Raw genomic sequence first — 22,351 nt, 5'->3', positions numbered from 1 at the left:
GCCCAGCTTTTTTGTGTGAGGGACTTCGTGTGTAACAAAGCCTGTGCAAAATATTAAGATACTTTGGCAAGGCTGACCTCGTGGCCTCAATTCGCATTTTTGTACGAAAGGTCTATTTTTGAAATAAGATAATAGTGAAGACTTGCGGTTAGTTTTGATGAAATATATGGCGAACTTGATGCCTAAGAGTCAGAATTATCTGAGTTTTTACTATGTTTATACATTGTTAATTAAACCTTAGTCTAAAACGATTAAGTTAATGGTGGGTAAAAACTAAAAATAAATTGAACTTTTTTATATTATTGAGTTTTTGCCTAAGATTATGATTTTTATGTGTTTGTAATTTTAGTTTGCTGATAAGGTGAGATGGGTTCGGTTATTTTTTTAAACAAATATTTTACATAATGCAATTCTTCTAGTAATCTTTTACTTAATCGATTAAGTCGGTGTTTGTTAATTTATGGTTTTAGTTCTCTTTCGCTTGTTTCTATAAAGTTGAGCGTAAGAGAGTTTCGCTTAGCTTTGGAGAATACCCATGCACACTACATTTAAAAAAAGCGCATTGGGCATTGCAGTGTTAATAGGCCTAAATGGCGCTGCTTTAGCTCAAGACTCTTTATCTCAAGATAATTCATCTCAAGAGAAGAAAGCAAAAGAAACGTATGAACAGATCGTGGTAACAGCCAGCCCCGCTGGTGTTTCCGCACAAGAGGCAAGTGTCTCTGTTAGTTCGTTTGATGAAGAAGACGTCATGAAACTAGCACCTCGCTCAACGGCTGAGGTGTTCCGTGCGCTGCCAGGCATTCGCGCCGAATCATCAGGCGGTGGCGGCAACGCAAACATCACTATTCGTGGTATCCCTTTGGCGACGGGCGGCTCTAAATTCATGCAAATCCATGAAGATGGCCTTCCCGTTTTAGAGTACGGCGATATTAACTTTGGTAACGCAGATAACTTCTTGCGCTACGATTGGTCTGTAGAACGGGTGGAATCGGTACGTGGTGGTTCAGCATCTACATTTGCCAGTAACTCACCGGGTGGGGTCATCAACATGATCAGCGCAACGGGAGAACAAGGTGGTGGTGCAATCGGCACATCTTTTGGTCTTGATTACGAAGAGTTTCGTTTAGATTTCGCTTACGGCGGTGAAATAAACGACGATCTATATTTTCATATTGGTGGTTTTGCACGCGGTGGCGAAGGTGTTCGTGACACCGGCTATAACGGCGATCAAGGTGGCCAAGTAAAAATCAACTTCACTCAGTTACTAGATAACGGTCATTTACGCTTTTACTTCAAGCATTTAGACGACAGGGTGACTACCTATTTACCAGCTCCGGTATTGGTAAAAGGTAACGGCAGCTATGGCGCAGTAGATAACTTCGATGCAAGCAGCCAAACACTGCATTCTGCTTACACTACCAATGTTTCGACTTTCGATTCTTTCGGTAACCCAGTTAATCGTGATCTAACGGACGGTATTGAATCTGAGGTGACCTCATTCGGCTTTGAAGCTGATTTAGAAGTGGCAGAAGATCTTTACCTACTTAACAAATTCAGAACGTCTGATGTAGGCGGTGGATTCGTATCTCCATTCACCGATACTTTCGGTGCTTATGGACCGCAGTCTGCTAGCAGCATGGCTACCGCTATTTGTGCATCAGCCTTAGACGGCGACGGTAATGCTTTTAACTGTGATTCAACCAGCGTAACGCTTGCGAATGGTCCAAATGCCGGTGAAGAGTACAACGGCTTAGCTTTCCTTAATTTATTGTTCGATACGACTTACAATGATTTAGGTAATATGATCAACGATTTAAGCCTTCGTAAAGAGTACGATAATGGCGTAACACTTACCGCAGGTTATTACTACTCTAAGCAAGATATCGCTATTAGCTGGAACAGCTGGAATACGTTTATTCAAACGGTTGATGGTACTAACTCTCAGTATCTTCATATTGAAGATGCCGACGGTACTGCACTTGTTGACCAAGGGCTTTGGGCTCCAAGCTTCCTTTCATGGGAATGGGATTTAAATTACACCACTACAGCACCATACATCAACGTAGGCTTCGAAGTGGGTGATAACTGGTTGTTTGACGTGAGTGCACGTCGTGACACAGTGCAAGCAAACGGTGAGCTTATCAACTCTTGTTGTGGCGGTAACACTGATGTAGACATCAATGGTGACGGCATTATCTCAGGCAATACCGAAGATGCATCTGCATCAAATGGCTTCGGCTTCGGGGGTGGTGTAATTCGTTTGAACCGTGCTAACGCAACAAGCCAAATAGTTGATTATGAAGCAAGTAATACATCATTCTCATTAGGTGGTTCATACCTGTACAGCGACTCTGTGACTTTCTTTGGTCGCTATAGTGAAGGTGGCCGAGCGCTAGCTGATAGACTACTTCAAATTGCTGGTACCCTTAATGCAGATGGCAGCTTAACGAGTACGACGAGTGGTTTCGACGAAACAGAGCAGTTAGAGTTTGGTGTCAAGTACGGTACGCGAGACTTCAATTTTAACGCGACATTGTTCAATACGGTAACCCAAGATACTCAAGCTGAAGTGACAAGCGGTTTAACCTTTATTCGTGAATACGAAGCAACAGGTCTAGAACTTGAAAGTAAGTACGATTTCGGTAACGGTTTCACAATGTCAGGAAACGCAACGTGGACAGATGCAGAAATTAGTGAAGACAAGTTCAACCCTGCATTAGTAGGTAAGACACCTCGTCGTCAAGCTGATTTCATCTACACGGTTATTCCACAGTACGACTTCGAAAACTTTAGCATCGGTGCGTCTTTACAAGGTTCAACTGAGTACTATGTGCAAGACTCAAACGAGCTTAAGCAAGATGCTTATGTGGTGGCTAACTTATTTGCAACTTGGTATGTATCTGACCAGTTCTCAGTATCGTTGAATGTAAACAACGCCACTGATGAATTTGTTATCACTGAGTCTGAAGAGAGTGCTGCATCAGCTGGCGATATCATTCGAGCTCGCCCGATTAGCGGAAGAACGTCTTCAATTCAATTGAAGTACGCCTTCTATTAATCGCAGTTCGCCGCGGCGCTGCTTTTTGCAGCCGCCGCTGGCGCTGTTTACCGTATTTAGCCGCAGGCGCTAGTTAAGATATTTAGGCGCAGGTGCAGTAATGCGTTTATCTTTCTTAAGTATCAAAGGTAAATCTCCATGTCTACTAACCAAACGAGCGAGCATAACTACGGGTTAATTCGCTGGTTAACCTATTTGATGTTTATGATGTTTGCGATGACATCCGACTCGGTAGGCGAAATCATTAAAGAAGTAAAAATTGAGTTTGCAGTGACCAATACTCAAGCGAGTTTAATGCACTCTTTGTTCATGATTGGTATCGCTTTTTCTGGACTGTTTCTTGGCTTCTTAGCAGATAAATTTGGTCGTAAAAATACGCTAATATTGGGCTTAGCCTTATTCGCGATTTCTTGCTATCTGTTTATGGTAGGCAGTACCTTTGCTTTTATTCTAAGTTTGGTAACCCTATCAGGCCTGGCAGTTGGGGTGTTTAAAACCGCTGCACTTGCCTTAATTGGCGATATTTCACGCTCAACTAAAGAACATACTGGCACCATGAACGGTGCTGAAGCTTTCTTTGGCGTTGGTGCAATCATTGGTCCAATTTTAGTGGCCTGGCTGATTACTCAAGGCGTTCACTGGACTTGGTTGTACGTCATAGCCGGTGGTTTATGTACCATACTAATTTGCATGGCACTGATGGTTGAATACCCACAAAGCAAGGCATTAAAAGAGAAGCCTACTAGCCTTGTCGATAGTCTAAAACTGCTTAAAGATCCTTACGCACTAGGCTTCTCTATTGGTGCGTTTCTTTATGTTGCGGCCGAGAGCGCAATATATGTGTGGATGCCAAGCTACTTAATTTGTGACGCTAACTCGGCATCAGATATTTACAGCTGCTACGCCAATGATTCTACTCAAACACTCGCCATCTACGCCGTTTCTGTATTCTTTGCTTTGCGTGCAGTAGGTCGGTTTGTCGGAATTTGGATGATGCAGCATTTCGAGTGGACCAAAGTGCTACTGTTATTTAGTTTCATGATAATGGTGTGTTTTGTGGTTGGTTTAATGACTGGCCCAACATTAGCCGTTTTCCTTTTCCCATTAAGCGGCATATTTATGTCGGTCATTTATCCTACTTTCAATTCTAAAGGCATTAGCTGCTTCGAGAAGCGACAGCACGGTTCAGTGGCGGGCGTTATCTTATTCTTTACCGCTGCGGGCGCTGCGGCTGGGCCTTTTATCATGGGCGTGGTGAGCGATGCCTATGGTGGCGATGCCAAGTACGGGTTTGTAGTAGCCACAGGCTTTTCTATCTTGTTGTTCCTAGGGTTACTTTACAACGCTATTGCTCAGCCAACGCGAGCGCGTCTGGCCATGATTGAGAAACGAGAATATGGCGTTGACTCAACTACACCTGGCTAAAGCAAAGACGATTAGTTAGAGCAATATTACGTTTCACTATATACATTAAATCAATGCAGTGCTTCTTGTTGCCATAGAAGCTATGCAAGTCTTCGGTGCAATTTTGCTTTTCAATGCGCAGCACCCCGTTATTTGGAGAATTTTCATGCCTTTACGCAATGGTGTTCAACTCATTACCTATGCAGACCGTTTGGGTCAAGGAAATATGTCTGGCCTCAATACGCTTTTAAGCACCACGTTAAAAGGGCTGTTTACAGGCGTTCATATTTTACCTTTCTATTACCCATTCGATGGTGAAGATGCAGGTTTTGATCCTATCGATCATACTACCGTTGATTCGCGTTTGGGTAGTTGGGCCGATGTGAAGCAGATTGGTGAGTCGATGAATATTATGGCAGACCTAATAGTGAATCATATGTCTGCGCAAAGTGAGCCTTTTTTAGATGTGATTAAACAGGGGCGAGAGTCTCAGTACTGGCCGCTATTTTTAACAAAAAAATCGGTATTTAGCGAAGATGATGCGGCTAATATTACCAATATTGGAAAGGTCTTTAGGCCTCGCCCTACGCCATTTTTCTCTGAGTATGAGTTAGATAACAAAGAGGTGGTGCCTTTTTGGACCACGTTTACCGCTAATCAAATTGATATTGATGTTGAGTCTGACTTGGGTAAAGCATACCTAGAATCAATCCTAGAAGCTTTTACACAAAGTAATGTCGATTTAATTCGTTTAGATGCCGCAGGTTATGCCATTAAACGCGCTGGCACCAACTGTTTCATGTTAGAAGAAACCTTTGAATTTATTGAAGCATTAAGCAAGCGGGCACACACTATGGGCATTCAAAGCTTGGTTGAAATTCACAGCCATTTTGAAACTCAAATTGCTATTGCGTCTCGTTGTGACAGTGTTTACGACTTTGCGCTTCCACCATTGGTATTGCACACCCTATTTAGCAAAGACGCATCCGCCTTGGCGCATTGGTTGTCTATTTCCCCTCGCAACTGCTTCACCGTACTAGATACCCATGATGGAATCGGTATTGTTGATGTGGGAGCAAGCGGTGACAAGCCTGGGCTTTTGACTAACTCGCAAATCGACAATTTGGTAGAAACCATTCATGTTAACTCGAATGGCGAGTCGAGAAAGGCCACTGGCGAAGCTGCGAGTAATGTCGACCTGTATCAAATTAACTGCACTTATTATGATGCGTTAGGAAAGGACGATTATAATTACTTGCTCGCGCGTGCGATACAGTTCTTCAGCCCAGGAGTACCACAAGTGTATTATGCTGGGATGTTAGGGGCGACTAACGACATGGAGCTGCTAGCGAAAACTAATGTGGGTCGTGATATCAATCGCCCTTATTTAAGCGAACGCGATATTGATGAAGCTCTCGCTAAGCCAGTGGTAAAAGGCCTAATTGAATTAATTCATATTCGTAACGATACGAATGCGTTTAACGGCGATTTCTCTGTTACTGAAGATGCAGGTACTTTGTTATTAGTCTGGACATTAGGTGAAGAACGCGCCGAATTACGGATAGAAATGAGCACGCTTGATGCAAATATCACATTGCTAGAAGGGGGGCTAAAATCAACCCTTTCTTTAGCGAAACTCACGGCATAGTCTCTGTTCTAGCCCGAACAAAAACAAAAAAACGCGGTAGTGGCTTCATTTATTCAGTCGGGGTCACTACCGATTATTCATCATTAAATTCAGCTTGTTACCCTCATAAAAAAGCGCAAAACCTTGCTCTTTGATTGATACGTTTACCATTTCCTCCAGATAACACGCAAAGCTGAAACTGAATTGGTTGTATTTTGTGCAAATAGTGTTAAGTTAATATTCAATAAGTTTAAATAATAACCATCGAAATGAAGTATGTTTCAAGGTTGCATGGACACAGCCCAATGCACTTCACCACTTCAGAGCGACTAAAACGAATTCAACAACACTTGGGTGTTTCACCTGATGGTGTGCTTGGCGGAGAAACGCTTTCAGCCCTTGAAAAGCGGTTACTTCCCATCGAAGAGCGCCTGACCCAAGTTACCTCAACAATAACGCCTGCCAATTCAAATGAAATAAGCCTTACGCTTTCACAAAAGGGGATAAACCTTATTGTGCAGCATGAGATCAGTTCAAAGCAATATTATGAAAAACGGCTTACCCATCCCACGTGGCCTAAAGGTGAATCGGGGATCACTATCGGTATCGGTTACGATTTAGGTTACGCGAGTAAAAGCCAATTTCAATCAGACTGGCAGTCGCTCCTTAGTACCTTTGATATGGTGAAGCTTACCCGGGTTTGTGGCCTGAAGGGGCAAGCCGCTAAAATACATGTCTCTTCTTTACGTTCTGTTACGGTGCCCTTCGATGCCGCGAAACATGTATTTGTTCACTCATCACTGCCTAAATATGCACAAAAAACAACATCTACGTACCCAGGTGTCGAGTACTTGAATGCTGATGCTCAGACTGCATTGGTCTCGTTAGTGTATAACCGTGGAGGTAGCCTGAAAGGGGATTCACGACGAGAAATGGCTGCCATAAAACCTTTGGTTTTAAGCAAAGATTACGTTGGCATTGCGCTGCAAATTACCAAGATGAAACGATTGTGGCAGGGCAGAGGGCTCGATGGATTGTTACACCGGCGAGACGATGAAGCTAATTTAGTCAGGCATTCAGATAGAAGGTATTTAGCTGGCGACTTAGTGAGGGTGGCGTAATGAAAACGATTCAGCACGATTTACATTTACGATACGAAGCTTACACCCGAGCACATCAGCGCTTCGCCGAAAGGGGGGAGTTCCGGGTTGAAATATACCAAGGCAGATTGGAAATCGACAATCAGCACGACATCAAGCATTTGGCTACCTCTTCATTTTCTCAGGAAATGGTAGAAGAAAGTGCAGTTATACCAGCATCTATACCAGCAGTTCAGGACACCGCTTTGCCCTTGTTTAAAGCGCTGTTTAATACAAACTTTGTTAAGGCAATAAAGCTGCTTTTTTATTAATTTATAGAAGGAATTTTATGATGGGAAAGTTCAAAGACGCAATGCAAACTATGGCAGACGGTATTGGCGATTTGTCTAAACTTGATGTCGTGACATTTCAAGGCTCAGTCACACTGAACGCAACGGATACCGCGCCGTTAAAATTTGATGACGTGATGTCCTCTGCCATGGGTAATACCACGGTGGCAGTTAAGGTGCTGGCCAGCACTCAAACCAGTATCGATGGCGACATTGTTGCTTTTTACGATAAGGATATCACCGAAGAACAGCGACTTGCTCATGCTGACTTGGTGCTCGCAGGCGCTGAATCTCGAGCAGCATCTATCGAGTTTGTGAGATCTATTGTTGGGGAAATTGCGGATTTGTAGTGATGGACGACAAATTTGGCACAGTCGATAAGTTGGGGAGGGGGCTTGATGCTTCGGTATCTAAGCATTATTTGCCCAACGCAACGTTAGCTTCAGATAACCCAAATGAAATAGATTCTTCTGCCTATATTCGCGCCATTAGATCCCGTTTAATTGAGCTAGGTTACTTAGGTGAAGGGCATAAATTCACGAATCGTCATAACCCTCAGATTGACCGCATACTGATTAAAAAAATAAAGCAGTTTCAACATGATGCTGGTATTACCCAAGACGGTTGGGCCGGAAAGCTAACATGGCAGGCATTGGAGTGCTTAGTAAGCTTTGAAAACCAGCAAAGTCCTGCATTCTGGGGCAATGTTTGGCGAAATGCTTCTAGCGAGGAATGGAGAAGTTCATGGCAGCAATCAACGCCAGAAAATCAACCCCAATTATGGCTATTTAAAGATGGGGTTTTACAAAACAAAGCAGTGATGCGAGCGGTGTATTGTCGTTTGTATACACTCGGCTTTTTTACCGATTGGGATAAACATCGCATTCACACCAAAACTATCATCAACCCTAGCGAAAATGCCGACTTTCAAAATGCGATTGACCAGTTTTGTGTGTTTGCCAAGCAGCTGAGACTAGTGAGAAATTCGTGCTCTGGATTGAATATGGATTTACTCAACGCCATATTTGAATACGACAATATCGTTTCTAGGTTAAGCGACAATGCACACTTTGAACCCGCAATTACGACGTACCCTAAAACTATAGAAGCGATCGCCAGAGTAGAGCTTTGGTTGCTCGGTTATGATATTTCACCGGGGAAAGATCAAACGATTAGAAGAGCTACAAGAAGATTCAAAAAAAGAACGTTTATCAGCGTATCCAAAACTCAACTCGCGATTAAAAAATTTTATTCTGACTACCCCGTGGCGCTCGAACGTGATGAAATAAGTGATAAGGGACACCCAATAAACGCAGCTTTAATGGCGGCATTCTCTGCGCTATCCACCGACATAGAAGTGGACGAAAGTGACAGTGAAAAATTGAACGCTTCGGTAAGTCAACTATGGCAAAGTAAAAGTAAGCAAAGTGCGTTAAGAGCACAATTTAACAGGCTAGCCAATGGTATTTTCGACGGATTAAAGCGAATGGTAAGTTGGCTATTTGGCGCAGTAAAACGCGTGCTTGAAAAAACAAAGGAAGTGATTGCGAATATCGCACGTTACATTAGCAAAAAAGCACGCAAGAATTATTTGAGTGTCGTGAAAGCGTTCGATATTGTTTATTCAGGCATGTCGTATTTAAAAGGTAATGCGTTTCACTATGGTACGCCCTCTAAAGCTTGTTTCGCCCATGACAATGATTTTGATCAGTTTTGCTGCATAGACCCAAAAGCGCTAAACGAGCAGCTTAGTTTTGATAGAACCCAGTATGCTTTTCAAGCCAAACTTTATGTAGCAGGATTAACTATTGTTGGTCATTTATTGCGTATAGCGCAACGAGTCGTACGAACAGTTTCTTCACCTGTAGGTTGGCTTTTAGCTCTACTTTCGTTGGCAAATCTTGCTAACTCTATAAAGGCAATAAGCAAGCAAATCACCCTTGTTCAGAAGTATGAACTTGACGTTACACATCAAAAGTCGTTGTTTAAAACACGAATTTCTTAATGTCAGACTGTGTCTTTACCGCGTATTTTTAACTTCCACTTTTTCTCCACATTGTTTCCCGTACTTATTTAGTAAGGTCGTTGTTCGGTAATTATTTTTTTCCTGAGTATGGCTGTGTGCTGGCTAAGTACTTGTTTACCCAGCTTTGCTCGGGGTTATAGATAGGCGGCGGTAAATTGAATCTGTGCCTTATATTTTACAAAGGAAACAACGTGAATAACGATCTGCTCAAAATTGCTTTTATTTCACTATTTTTGTTTTTAACTGCCTGTGGCGGTTCAAGTGATTCAAGTACTGAAGTAACCGACAGTAGTGCAATCGATGGCTCTGACGATACTTCTGATAATGATGATACCAATGATAGTTCTGATAGCGATAGTTCTGATGACGACGCGCAAAATGATGAGGCGGGAATAGATGTCGATGCGACTTTGTTTCTTACCGGAGAAAACGTCAGCATTGATACTGTATCCTGTACCTTGATGAATGGTACGCAAACATTGTGCTACGAAATAACATCAAAACACACCGCAGAAGAGCACGATATGGGCCCTTGGTGCCCCGAAACAATTTACGATACTGCCGAAGAGGGGGGGCTTTGGTTTGACAAAGGTGAAATAAATGATCTAGATGGCGCTTTCATTGAAAACTTGGCCACCTATTATGATGACCCCGGCTTTAAGATGTACGAGGACGACGGTACCGTTCGCAGAATGGAAACCGCAGAGGAGTGCGCAGAGGGTGCAGATCCTAATATTGAAGACAAATACACAAACATGTGTGCTCAATGCTTGCCCGAGTGGGTAAGTACACAAGTGACCTATCTCATCCCTATTACACCCATTAAGCAAGACGAACCGGTTGAGCTGAGCGATGGCCCCACGTTAGAAGTAGCAGGGGTAGAGTATGGACCTTCAGTAAGAGGCTTGGCATTCAATGGTGTTAGGTTCGATCATCCAGCCGACATCGATATTATTCTAGCTGGGTATCAAATTGCGCCGGTAGATGATGCAGGTGGGCACGTAAACAACAGCTTAGGTTATCACTATCATGGCGACACCGGCATGACAACTCGTATTGAGCAATCGGATAGTCATGCGGCAATGATTGGCTATGCCCTTGATGGTTTTGGTTTGTACGCAAAGTTAGATGACAACGGTAACGAAGCAGAAGATTTGGATGAATGTAGAGGGCACAGCGACGACACTCGTGGCTACCATTATCATGTACTGTCGTTAGAGAGCAACGAGTTCTTAGATTGCTTTTATGGCGCGTGGGCAGAGTAATCCAGCGGGTATATTATGAATGTAGTTAAACAGTCGGTGTTAATTGTGACCTTGTTATGGTGGTCTATTAGCGTTCATGCCCACGGATTCGATTATTCTGTTGTCAGGTTAACGGAAACAGAAAACCATATGTGGCGCTTAGCCGTAACCTCATCATTAGATGCTTTTAGAAAAGAAGTGCGTTTGCACTTCTCCAAGACCCCTTATACTACTCCTGAGGAATTTAACGAGCAGCTTCTTAACCATATTAGCGCAACGTTGAGTATCAACGCAGAAAATGAATCTGTTTCACTTGGTGAAGGTACGGTATCTCTTGGGCATGAAACATCGGTTGTTTATACCCAAATCAAGCTTCCCAAAAGCGCGCAAAAAATGGTGCTTACTAACGGCGCAGTAAAAGACATCTACCGTCACACCACTAAGCTAATCGTTACGCCGTGGGCAGCAGATAAACAGTCATTTATTTTAAATAAGTCGAACAACTTTACTGCAACTATTTTGCTTCTCTAACTTGACGGTAGCGACGCTACCATTCTTCGGCATACCTTTTTGTTAAAATTCGTTACCATGGCCTTATAGCATTAGTTTTAGCAATCTGTTTGTTGCACTGTTCATATTGCACCTTCCATATTGCACCTTGCAGATTCCGTTTCTGCGGGTTGTAAAAAGTAGTGATATTTGATTGTGTGAAATTCGGGATTGTTTAAAAGAAAGGATACTTAAATGAGTAAAAACACAAAGCTTGCTGTGGGCGTTTTGGTTGCACTTGGCGTTTGTTATGTAGGAGGAAACGTTTATGCTTCCTCAAAAGCCAAAGACGCAGTAGATGAAATGATCGCTGAACTCCCTGCTACCACTCAGGTTTCTTACCGCGATGTAAGTGCGACTATTTTTGGTGATGTATCTATCGACGACATTCGCATTGGTGATGACAGACAAGGGCATATCGTGGTTAAAAACATTGCCCTTTCAGGTTTCGAAGAAGCATTAGAGAATTCTACTGAAGGAGAGGTGCACTTTTCTGGTGTCTCGTTTTCTGAATATAAAGGTCAAGGTGTTGATGATACGCCAGATGATATTCAAGAAATTTTGGTTCATATGCTGATGAACGAAGGGAAAACCCTCGATCAACGTTTTGCTTTTGAAGTAAATGAAGATGACAACGAATACCGTATTAAAGAGCTGACTTTCGATGTGGAAGACGCTGGCCGTATTTCACTTTCAACAGACCTTTTCACAAAAGCCCCAATTTCAACGGCCCCTGAGCTTATTGCGCAGCACTTAATGGCTGCGATAGAAATTGGTGAGTTTACCCTTTCGTTAGAAGAAGATGGGCTGGTTGATAGGTTATTTGCTTCACAAGTTACCGCCGAGAAAAGCCTTGATGATTTACGCGATGAAGCAATCGATGGTTTGAAAAACGCAATGAAGCAGTCTGAGCCGCAAAGAAAAATGCTTTTAGAAGGAACAATTGCGTTACTTGAAGGAGGGGAAGTTACGCTTTACCGTGAAAGCGATGAACCTTTTTCGATAGTGCCTATGACGATAATGTCAGGCCCTAATGGCGCGCTGGCGACTTTCATACGAGATGGCAAGTTTCAAATAGAGGTAGATTAGGCGTATTCAATTTACCACCTGATTTGGCTGCTCATCACTGGAAGAGCAGCCCTGTTGTCCCCAGTACCTGAATGGTATGCAGTTATTTTTATTCACGCTTGCATTCACCTTAATTTCAGGCAAATCCTTGCGCTTATTCCGCCTTCCTATCTATGCATTACTAGTTCTGCAAAAACCATCTAGCGCTTCACTCATTTGCGTTCGAAGCACATACCTTCCTATAAAATCTTAAAATGAACAAAAAATCTCAATGTTTGCTGCGAGCTTTTCGAGCTTCACCGCACATAAACCTATGGTTGCCTAGATGTCGAAGGCTGTAGACGGGGCACCCATTCATTTGACTTAAAAAATACTTAAGGAAAAAGCACCATGGCCCTTCCAGAAAGACGTTCAGAACAAGAGCAACGCATCATTGATAGCGAGAAAGTTCGAAAAGAAGCTGCCCAAGTGGCTCGGCAAAGAATAGAGTCCGAATACGAAGCGCTCTCGCCTACCGAGACTATCCATAAAACGAACAATGATGAGATGCTTACTTCAAAATCCATGAGTTTTACCAAAGGATTACAGCACAATGAAATCACTGGTTTATTGTATAACGAAGACGACTTTGTGAAATTTGTGAAAGGCATTAATACTGGTGATCCACAAGATATCTTAGACACCCCTATTGGTACGACTGTTAACTATAAATGGCGGGGCTGGGAAAGTTCTGCAGCTGGCCTTACTTATGATTTACAGGGACCAGATAGTCACTCGGTCACTATGCCAGCCCCTCCAGGTTTGGAAAACAAAGATGAACTTAGTGCTGAGATTGGTGAAGTTTATGCGCAGGCATTGCTTAGAGACGCACATTTTGCTGCTTTCTCAATGAATGAAAATGTTTATAAGGAGTTTGTTGGGCAAGAATGGGGGAGTAAGCGGGTTAGCACAAAATACGCTCACGTTGAATCGGTGGTCGAATGCCTTAACAGAATACCTTTTTTTTCATCTGACAATGTTCGCGGCCCCTTTACGCCAGTGAATGCATTTCGTGGTATTTCAAAGGGGGATTTAGATGGCCCTTATCTATCACAATTCCTACTGACGGGTGATAATGGCCTAAACAATAAGAACGATGGATCACCTGAACATGATGCTAGTGATGGCATAATTTCTTACGGGGCTCAAACCATCAATCAAAAGGTGAGGTTTGCACGTTCAGATGACTACTTGACTGACTGGAGTGAGTGGTTAGATATTCAAAATGGCGGCGATGCTCGCGGTTGTGAAAAATACGTTGGTGACCAAAGACGCTTTATAACCACCCCTAGAGATTTAGCGACATACGTACACTATGATGCGCTATATCAAGCGTATTTGAATGCGTGTTTATTGCTGTTAAATGTAGGAGCCCCCCTTGGAGAAAGGATCCCCTACGCTAAAAAAGAGGGGGAAACAGATACAACTTATAAACAACAGGGCTTCGCGCTGTATGGTGGGCCACATATTCTGTCATTGGTGACAGAGGTTGCCACTAGAGCTCTTAAAGCGGTGCGCTATCAAAAATTTAACCTGCACCGACGTCTGCGCCCAGAAGCACTGGCTGCGAGATTAGACAAATGCCAAGCGTATCCTGCTAGCTTCGAGCCTCAATTTGCAGAGATACGCGAAGTGATAGAAACATCGGGTTTGGCAGATAAGCTTGATAACAATCTGCTATTGCCAATGGCGTTTGCCGAGGGGTCGCCAATGCACCCATCTTATGGCGCTGGACACGCAACGGTTGCAGGTGCATGCGTGACCATTTTAAAAGCGTTTTTTGATGCGAGTTGTTTTTTACATATCACCAATGATGGTGAAAACTTTTCGGTAGATAGGCACTGTCGCCAGCATGATAACGCATTTATTCCTTCGTCGGATGGCCGCCGTCTACGAGTAGTCAAAGTAAGTCAGTCATTGAGTCTTGAGGGGGAGTTGAATAAGCTGGCGGCTAACATTTCTATCGGGCGAGATTGGGCTGGTGTACATTACTATTCCGACTATGAGCAATCTCTCTTAATGGGGGAGAAAATAGCTATTTCTATGTTGCAAGAGCAAACAATAGGACACAATCCGTTAGAAAGTCTCGCGTTTACGCTTCACCGGTTTGACGGCAATGAAGTGGTTATTACAGAGGGGCAAGTGCGTTAGCACTGCTTTTTAGGGGGAGATCAAAAGGGGATTAAGGGAGAGATGACATCTCCCTATGATTCCCTCCCTAAGGGCAATCTATGTAGGCTTCCACAGTTCATACTGCGTCATCACTTTATTAAACATAACGCTTTGTATGTAACCGTTTAGCCACTGCTTTAGGTTAGGGTAGGGCGATTCTCGATACCATTTTCGTTCAACTTTAGAAAATTGGCGAATAAAGGGCAGCAAGGCGATATCTGCTAGGCTTTCTTTTGTGCCAAAGATAAATCGGTCCGCTTGCTCATCTTCCATGCCTCCTCTAGTGCTATCAGCACCTAAACGCGCTTCTAAATCTTGCAAGTAAACTTCACAGGCTTGCCTGCACTCGGTGATGTTATTTTCGTGATAGCGTTTGGCTGCCTTGTAAGCATTTAATTGGGTTTTGAATTCATCATCGAATGTTTTAATTAACGCCAGCATGGCAGGCAGTGCATTGGGGTCTTGCTGATGCAATAGGTCTTCTGGATCGTTTTGATGCAGTGCCCACAACATCACATCCAAACTTTCATCTATCACGGTATTAGTGCCGTCTTGATTGGGCAATACGAGGGTGGGCACCGTACCTTTGGCAGACGCTTTAATCATGGCGTCTGGCTTATTGCTTAATACCACTTCACGCACTTCAACGTCCTGCGCCGCTTTAAACAAACCAATTCTTCCACGCATGGCATAAGGGCAATTGCGCAACGAATAGAGTATGGGGCACTGACCACGCTGAGGTTCATATTTTGGGGTAATTGCGGGTGCGCTTTTTTGCTCTTGTTGTGGCTTAGCATGTGGTTTTGAAGGTGGCATTGGGGGTTTTATCTCCATTTACCGCGATTAATCTGCCGTTATGATATTCATTGAGCAAATATGCAGGTAAAATCCTCGGCATAAAATTTCCCACAATATAGCATCTACATGAACAGTACTCACATGAATCCGAAAATTGAATTATTAGCCCCAGGTGGCGATGTTGATGCGATTAAAGCCGCCATTATCGCGGGAGCCAATGCGGTGTACTGTGGGTTAGACAATTTTAACGCACGAAATCGTGCGTCTAATATTTCATTTGATGCGCTGGTGGGCGTTATTCGCTTGGCGCACCAATACGACTGCGAAATCTTTTTAACGTTGAATATCGTTATTCTTGAAAAAGAATTTCCCACCCTTGCAAAGCTATTAAGCAAACTGGTTAATACCACGCTTGATGGTGTCATTGTACAAGATATTGGCATGTTCAATCTTATCAAAAAGCATTTTCCTACGTTGGATATCCATGCCTCTACCCAGATGACCACGCACAACATCGGTCAAATCCCATTCCTTAAAAAGCTAGGGGCATCGCGGGTTAATTTGTCTAGAGAATTAAACCTGCGAGAAATTACTGCCATTACTAAAGTGAGCCGTGAACACGACGTGCTAACCGAAGTGTTCGTGCATGGGTCGTTATGTGTGGCGTTCTCAGGGTTATGTTATTCAACTTCTGCGAGTGCGGGGAACTCGGGTAACCGAGGGCGCTGCAGTCAGGCGTGTCGAGAAGAATATGAAACCACCGAATCTGGGCATAACTTTCCGCTAAATATTAAAGATAACTCAGCCTTTTTCGACCTGCCGGCATTGATAGAAGCTGGCGTGTATTCGTTTAAAGTAGAAGGACGGATAAAAGGCGCAAGTTACGTTCATACGGTCATCGACAGTTTTAGAAAGCAGATAGATGGCTTTTTAGAAACTGGCGAATTGTTAGAAGACGGCGAACGCCTTTATAAGGTTTTCAACCGAGATTTTTCTAACGCGTTTTTACGTGGCGATTTGAACCAATCGATGTTTATTGATAACCCACGAGATAACTCAAAAAACCATGCTATCGAAAAAGCGGCACAAACAGAAAGCGTAAGCGATGCGTCTGCGAAAGACGTCAACCGTATTTCAGTGGTGCAGATACAAGAAGTGAAGCAAACCCTTTATCAAGAAAAGAACGAACTACACGACTTAGTAAGAGAGAAAATTCAGTATTTATCTATTGATAAAATACCTACTACGCTGGCTTTTTCAGGTGAAGAGGGAAGTTGTTTAACCCTAACTATTAAAACACATGGCTTAGCCGCGGGTCAGTCGTCTATAACTGAAGATGGCTCTGTTAAAGACAACATCAATTCAATCGCCCCTAAAACTATTATATTACGTTCTGAAGGCGTGTTATCGAAAAGCGAGAAAAATGCACTAGACGAAGTCTTGTTAGAGAAGCGTTTTAGGAATTTAGGCACCGGCGAATACTGCATTGCCGATCTTGATGTTACACAACTAGGTAAGGGCCTTAGTTTGCCGTTTCGCGATGTTACTGCGCTTAAAAATGAAGCCATGAAACAGCTTAATGGTGAACAGTCGCTAATTCCTGAAGTGGTATTACCAAAGCTGACAAGTTACCCCAAAAGCGAAGCCGATAAGCAGCCAGCGCTTTCGTTGTTAATTTGTGATGAAGCAGACGTGCAGTTAGTCGATGAAACGGATGCTGACATTTACTTTAAGTTGCCAGATGCCTATAAGCGCAATTGCACTAAGTATGTGGGTTTCTTAAAAGATAACCCGCGTTTAATTCCGTGGTTCCCCGCGGTGCTGATTGGCAAAGATTACGATGTGGCAGTGAATATACTTGAACAAGTCATGCCGCCATTAATTGTAACCAATAATACCGGTATTGCTTATAAGGCAAATGAATTAGGCATAAAGTGGATTGCAGGGCCGTTCTTAAATACCACCAACTCGTATGCTTTAATGGCGATGAAAGAAGACTTCGATTGTTACGGTGCGTTTATTTCAAACGAGCTTAATCGAATGCAAATGAAGAATATTGCACGGCCTCAAAACTTCAAACTGTTTTACAGTATTTATCATCCTATATTATTGATGACCAGCAGGCAGTGCTTCTTCCAACAAAGTGTGGGTTGCGAGAAACCGCGTATCGATAACGGGTGTATGCTTTCGTGCGACAAATCAACCAGCATTACCAATGTGAAAGGCATGTCGTTCGCCATCGATAAACAAAAGGCCGGATATCCGAGTATTTACAACGAAGATCAGTTTTTAAATATGGAAGTGATGAACGATTTGTCTGACTTGTTCGATGGCTTCATGATCGACTTAACCAACATTGGCGCGGGAGGTAAAGTATCACCCGACAAGGTAGCGCTAATTCGCCAATTCGAACAGCTATTAGCCGGTGATAAACACGTAGAAGGCACACTAAATAATATGGTGCCAGCTTCAACGGTAAGCCAGTACCACGCTGGTTTATAAGCTAACGCACACAAGTGTAAGCATCAATAAAAGCCCTTGGTTGTTGAATAACACCAAGGGCTTTTTTGCATTCTACTCTTGGGTATAAGAGGCATCTTTATCGAAAGTAATGGTGCAGCGTTGGTTATCAAGCAATACAAAATCTGCTTTTGGGATAAAGTCATCGTGCTCTTTTTGTATTCTTGCCTGAGCTTCACGTTTCACTTTGTTACGCTTAATCGTCGTGACAAAATGGCGCATTTCGTGAGGGTTACTGAGTTCAAGCTCGGGCACTTTTACTGGCACACCGTTGTCGTCTTTAGCGACCATAGTGAAAAAGCTGTTATTGGTATGCTTCACTTTATTGGTCTTGATGTTCTCAGACGTGACTTTAATACCCACCACCAATGAAGTGTTTCCGACATAATGCACAGTAGCGTCTAGCGATAATAGCTCGCCCACTTCCACAGGCTGTAAAAACTCAACGCCATCAACCGTAACCGTTACGCAATAGGCGCCGGCATGTTTACTGGCACAGGCGTAGGCAACTTTATCCATTAAAGACAAGATAATACCGCCATGGACTTTTCCGCCAAAGTTGGCAAAAGAAGGAACCATTAGTTCAGTTAAGCGTGTTCTTGAAAATGCGACAGTACGTGGGCTCATAGTTAACCTTTATATTGTTATAGTCGATGTAGTTGTAGGGTAGATAGCTTTTTTAAGGTACAAGTGCCAAAGGATACAAGTGTTTTTAACATAAGTGCGCTTAGTTTTTATCTTTGAGCAATGCGAGCGACTTCTTTTATCGCGTTAATGATGTAATGATTCCACTGTGCTGAGGGAATTGGTGAACTAGCTCGGCTCGTTCGCCCAACTTCATATCAATATATTCGAAACCTGGGGCTACCGCTTCTCCTATTAGGCCGTAGCCATACGGGCCTGTAGTCAGTATTTTTGATGCCTTCCATGTACCGCCTTTTACCACCATTTGCATCTTATGACCTTGCGTAGGGTCGGGCCCTAATATATGAGTTTCAAGGCTGCCATCTTGGTTAATTAGATAATACGTGATGGGGTCGCCCATATGGAAGTAATGCATGATGTCAGAACGGTTCATATGAAAATGCCCGATAGGGGATTTGGCACTTAGCAGGTAATAAATAGAGGTCATATTTACTCTATCGCCATTTTCTGTACTTATTAGCGGCCTGTGATCTGCTTTGAACGTTTGGCGAAAAAAGCCCCCTTCAACGTGACCGGTTAAATCAAGTGACTCAATGAGTTGTTCGGCGGTGAGCTTTTTATCGAATGACTTTGCAGATTGAGTAGCGGTAGTAACGTTAGTACAGGCACTTAGCAGGGTACACAGTAAGGTTACTAACATAGCAAAGGAAAGAAGGGAGCCTTTAATTTTTAGCATAATAGCGCCAATATTTAATACGTAGATTTACTTTCTAGCATACCTAGATAAACAAAAGATTATTAGTTTTTTTGCGCCCCAGAGAATTAACCACATGTTATGGCGAGTGTGGGCACAGTGTCGGCCTTGCGAAAAAGAAAAGCACGGAATAGTTAGGCTAGAAAAGAGAAGCTGTGTTTAGTGAATAAGTGAAAAATTCACACCTGTTGATTCTAAAAATTCACCTTGAATACGAGATTGTTGATTTCCACGGGGCACCATGACGTAGCAGGGCGGAGCAGGATCAGTTTCTTGAAGCTCAAACCACAGTGTATCCAGCACATCTCTCCCGTGGAGCAAAAAGGTTTCGCCCCAAGATGTGGTATACAACACCGAGATTTCTTCAACGCTCGCTTTTTGCCTGAGCGTGTTGAAATTCACAATAGCTAGGCAAGTTGTTACGCGGGCGGCGGTGAGCAGATAATCCCTTTGTAGAGAAGAGACTTTAATCGGCGGAAAGTAGCGGCAGATATGTTTCAATAAGTCATTCAAATCCAGCTCGCTCACTTCACCGGTATTGTAATCAAGATAGATGGTGGTTTTTGCGTCGATAATACGATTTGCAACGCACCATACAATTGATTCAACTGCTGAGTATGTTTGCGTTATTTTCTGACTTTGCGCTATTTTTCCCGATTTACTGAGTGAGTCTGTGGCATAGACAGTCCATACATCTTGCCCCGATTTATTTTGCTTTAATGAAACGGTTACCGTTTCACAGTAGAGGTTTTCATCAAATGCGCGGCGTAGAAACTCGATTTTATTAGGCTTTTTGCCATAAAATGTACTGAGACGACGACCTAGCACGGTCATGTCTTTTTTACTCATGGTTTGTTGTTCAGCCCCAAGCTGACTTGAAATACGTCGATAGCATTTCAAAAGAAATCGATGAATTCGTCGGCTTAATTGAACCCGCTCGTGAAATGTCCATTCGTGCTGATTATCCAAATGATAAAGGTCTTGTTTTGTCCATCCCCACTTTTTAGCATAGGCCGCTATAATCTTGCGTTTAAACGTAGAGGTTTCGCCACGTTGCGGTGGTTGGCTGAGCTTGCAATTGCATTTGAGGTATAGACACTGCTGAAGCAACAACATGTCTTCAGGCTGCCCCTCTTTTTCATAATGCTCAATAAGTTGGTCGAACATCAGTGCATAAGGGTCTATTACCGCGACGTGTCCAGGTGCTTCGGCACCACGGTGAACATGCTTTTTAAGCAAGCTACACAAGGGCTGGCCGTGCTCAATATGAGCAAGATAAACTTCTAACTTTGCTATTTTGAGTACCGACTTAAATGGCGAGTCCATGGCTTTGCTTAACTGCCATATTGCGGCACCAAACAATTCGCTGGCGTCGAGTCTTTCGAGGTTTCCAAGATCCATAAACCAGCTTAAATCTGGAGAGCCACCGTCTTCTAGGTGGTTTTTTAATGCTGCATATTGCTGATCATTAGTTTTTTCAGGGGTTAACCACCAAAAAGGTGCCTTTCCAGCCACTACAATATTAGTGGTGTAAAACTCAGCTTTAAGAAACAGGGCTTGAGCAGAGCCAGCGCTTTCCCCATCGGCAATGCCAAAGTCGTTGCGTCGCACATTGTCAATTTCAGATAGGAAAAAGTGCACTTCTATACCGAATTTGCTGTCCGCCCAACTTTCAATGGCAGTTAATTTTTCTTGTAGTTTATTAAGCGATGCTTCTGAGAGTTGTTTGCCATCGACACACACCCAATAGTCGAAATCAGACGAGTCTGTTTGTGCAATGGTACCAATGCTTCCCATAAGGACTAAGGCTTCAATTGCCCGCTGACGGGGCCACAGAGGCTTGATATCAGAGAGTAAATCACGCTTATCAGGGAAGCACTGCAAGAGTGCATTTTCAACAACGTCTCGGAATGAGTAGTTATGGATACCAAAGGGAATATCTTCACCTTCAATATAACCTGGAAGCTCAGGATGATTTACGTGCAGTAAAAACGGCAGAACATGGAACAACGGCTTGTGCTCAGCAGGCATAAGCATAAGTGCACGTTCTACCCTAGCCTTGTTGTACCTAAGTACACGTAACAGGCGTATTGTTAGATTCTTTTTAATTGATAGAGACTGTTGCTCTGTCATTACTGCTCTTTTGTATCGATAGTTATTTCAAAAATAGCGCGATTTTCCATTGTCTGCCTCCTATTTCTATTATGGCAGTGAAAAGTAGACGTTTAGCCTGCGCTTCCATTATCAAAAATTTGTTTAAACTCATTCAACCATTACTGGGCTTATCGTCTTTAGTATAACTCGTTAAACTTCGCAGCATCTAAAGTATTCGCATTAAATATTAGGAATTAGTTATGTCTAATCAAATTATCAGTGATTTAAACCAGCGTTATACCGTTAAAAAGTACGACAGTAGCAAACGTATTTCTTCAGAGGACTTAACCACTATATTGGAAGCATTAAGGTTATCAGCTTCTTCTATAAATTCTCAGCCTTGGAAGTTTGTCGTGGTTGAAAGTGACAGCGCAAAACAGCGTCTACACGACACTTTTGCGAATAAGCACCAGTTCAACCAATTGCATGCAAAAGAAGCATCGCACACGATCTTATTCGCTTACGATCCTAAGTTTACCAAAGAAAAGTTTGTTAAGCGTGTTGATGCTGAAGTGGCGTCTGGTCACTTGCCAGAAGCAATGCGTGACTCATTTATGGGGGCTTACGCTTTTGCAGAAGCTAATACTGACGAGAACGGCTACAACGGCGCATGGACAAAAGCACAGGTTTATCTAGCATTTGGAAACTTGCTTCACACATTAGCCCGTCTTGGTATTGCCTCAACGCCGATGGAAGGCGTGGACGCTGACTTGATTGGTGAATTGTTTAGCGAAGAATTAGACGGACACATTTGTGAAGTGGCGCTAGCACTTGGCTATGCAGACGAAGAACAAGATTGGAACCACGGTTTACCGAAGGCACGTTTGCCAATGGAAGATGTGATCACCGTTGTATAAATAC

At 43.1% G+C, this 22,351-nt stretch carries 16 protein-coding genes and 1 pseudogene; 13 read left to right on the top strand and 4 right to left on the bottom strand.

Going from position 1 to position 22,351, the window contains the following annotated elements; translation table 11 throughout:
- Positions 1-535 precede the first annotated feature (535 nt).
- The 11 genes from KYS23_RS17570 to KYS23_RS17520 all read left to right on the top strand — a co-directional run bounded on the left by KYS23_RS17570 (position 536) and on the right by KYS23_RS17520 (position 14,598).
- Positions 536-3,061, top strand: a complete 2,526-nt coding sequence (locus tag KYS23_RS17570) for a TonB-dependent receptor (protein ID WP_218395903.1) — start codon at positions 536-538, stop codon at positions 3,059-3,061.
- Between the two features lie 138 nt (positions 3,062-3,199).
- Positions 3,200-4,486 (top strand): MFS transporter, encoded by a 1,287-nt coding sequence (locus KYS23_RS17565; RefSeq protein WP_159532441.1) that lies wholly within the window; start codon positions 3,200-3,202, stop codon positions 4,484-4,486.
- Positions 4,487-4,631: 145 nt separating this feature from the next.
- Positions 4,632-6,113: a sucrose phosphorylase gene (gtfA, locus tag KYS23_RS17560; RefSeq protein ID WP_218395905.1), complete on the top strand. Its 1,482-nt coding sequence runs from the start codon at positions 4,632-4,634 to the stop codon at positions 6,111-6,113.
- 284 nt (positions 6,114-6,397) lie between these two features.
- The gene (locus tag KYS23_RS17555; protein ID WP_159532437.1) at positions 6,398-7,213 is read left to right on the top strand and encodes a lysozyme family protein; all 816 of its coding nucleotides are present in this window, start codon (positions 6,398-6,400) and stop codon (positions 7,211-7,213) included.
- Positions 7,213-7,503 carry a hypothetical protein gene (locus KYS23_RS17550; protein ID WP_159532435.1) on the top strand — a complete coding sequence of 97 codons (291 nt, stop codon included), beginning with the start codon at positions 7,213-7,215 and terminating at the stop codon, positions 7,501-7,503. The genes KYS23_RS17555 and KYS23_RS17550 overlap by 1 nt, the downstream gene beginning before the upstream one ends.
- A gap of 17 nt (positions 7,504-7,520) precedes the next feature.
- Entirely contained in the window at positions 7,521-7,871 is a 351-nt protein-coding gene (locus tag KYS23_RS17545) for a hypothetical protein (protein WP_159532433.1), read from the top strand.
- Between the two features lie 2 nt (positions 7,872-7,873).
- The gene (locus KYS23_RS17540) at positions 7,874-9,526 is read left to right on the top strand and encodes a peptidoglycan-binding domain-containing protein (RefSeq protein WP_159532431.1); all 1,653 of its coding nucleotides are present in this window, start codon (positions 7,874-7,876) and stop codon (positions 9,524-9,526) included.
- 212 nt (positions 9,527-9,738) lie between these two features.
- Positions 9,739-10,812 carry a YHYH protein gene (locus tag KYS23_RS17535; protein ID WP_218419601.1) on the top strand — a complete coding sequence of 358 codons (1,074 nt, stop codon included), beginning with the start codon at positions 9,739-9,741 and terminating at the stop codon, positions 10,810-10,812.
- Between the two features lie 15 nt (positions 10,813-10,827).
- Positions 10,828-11,322 carry a hypothetical protein gene (locus KYS23_RS17530; RefSeq protein ID WP_159532427.1) on the top strand — a complete coding sequence of 165 codons (495 nt, stop codon included), beginning with the start codon at positions 10,828-10,830 and terminating at the stop codon, positions 11,320-11,322.
- Positions 11,323-11,535: 213 nt separating this feature from the next.
- Positions 11,536-12,429, top strand: a complete 894-nt coding sequence (locus KYS23_RS17525; RefSeq protein ID WP_218395914.1) for a YdgA family protein — start codon at positions 11,536-11,538, stop codon at positions 12,427-12,429.
- Positions 12,430-12,798: 369 nt separating this feature from the next.
- Positions 12,799-14,598, top strand: coding sequence for a vanadium-dependent haloperoxidase (locus KYS23_RS17520; protein WP_218419599.1), 1,800 nt, complete (start codon positions 12,799-12,801; stop codon positions 14,596-14,598).
- 78 nt (positions 14,599-14,676) lie between these two features.
- Here the strand turns inward: KYS23_RS17520 and KYS23_RS17515 are convergent, their stop codons facing one another.
- Positions 14,677-15,435: a glutathione S-transferase gene (locus KYS23_RS17515; protein ID WP_218419598.1), complete on the bottom strand. Its 759-nt coding sequence runs from the start codon at positions 15,433-15,435 to the stop codon at positions 14,677-14,679.
- Positions 15,436-15,558: 123 nt separating this feature from the next.
- Here KYS23_RS17515 and KYS23_RS17510 point away from each other — a divergent pair, with 123 nt between their 5' ends.
- Positions 15,559-17,919, top strand: coding sequence for a peptidase U32 family protein (locus KYS23_RS17510; protein ID WP_159532419.1), 2,361 nt, complete (start codon positions 15,559-15,561; stop codon positions 17,917-17,919).
- A gap of 72 nt (positions 17,920-17,991) precedes the next feature.
- On the opposite strand, the gene KYS23_RS17505 is transcribed toward KYS23_RS17510, so the two are convergent.
- The 3 genes and pseudogenes from KYS23_RS17505 to KYS23_RS17495 form a co-directional block, all read right to left on the bottom strand.
- Positions 17,992-18,564, bottom strand: coding sequence for an acyl-CoA thioesterase (locus KYS23_RS17505; RefSeq protein WP_159532417.1), 573 nt, complete (start codon positions 18,562-18,564; stop codon positions 17,992-17,994).
- 136 nt (positions 18,565-18,700) lie between these two features.
- Positions 18,701-19,204, bottom strand: a pseudogene (locus tag KYS23_RS17500) (cupin domain-containing protein); the annotation flags it as partial.
- A gap of 291 nt (positions 19,205-19,495) precedes the next feature.
- Positions 19,496-21,469, bottom strand: coding sequence for a class I adenylate cyclase (locus tag KYS23_RS17495; protein ID WP_159532413.1), 1,974 nt, complete (start codon positions 21,467-21,469; stop codon positions 19,496-19,498).
- A 221-nt stretch (positions 21,470-21,690) separates the two neighbouring features.
- Here KYS23_RS17495 and KYS23_RS17490 point away from each other — a divergent pair, with 221 nt between their 5' ends.
- Entirely contained in the window at positions 21,691-22,347 is a 657-nt protein-coding gene (locus tag KYS23_RS17490) for an NAD(P)H-dependent oxidoreductase (RefSeq protein WP_159532411.1), read from the top strand.
- Positions 22,348-22,351: the final 4 nt, after the last annotated feature.

The sequence above is a fragment of the Alteromonas lipotrueae genome, assembly GCF_019249255.1.
In the GTDB taxonomy this organism is placed as follows: domain Bacteria; phylum Pseudomonadota; class Gammaproteobacteria; order Enterobacterales; family Alteromonadaceae; genus Alteromonas; species Alteromonas lipotrueae.
Note: the sequence above shows the minus strand (reverse complement) of the source record. Positions and strands in the feature narration are given on the sequence as shown.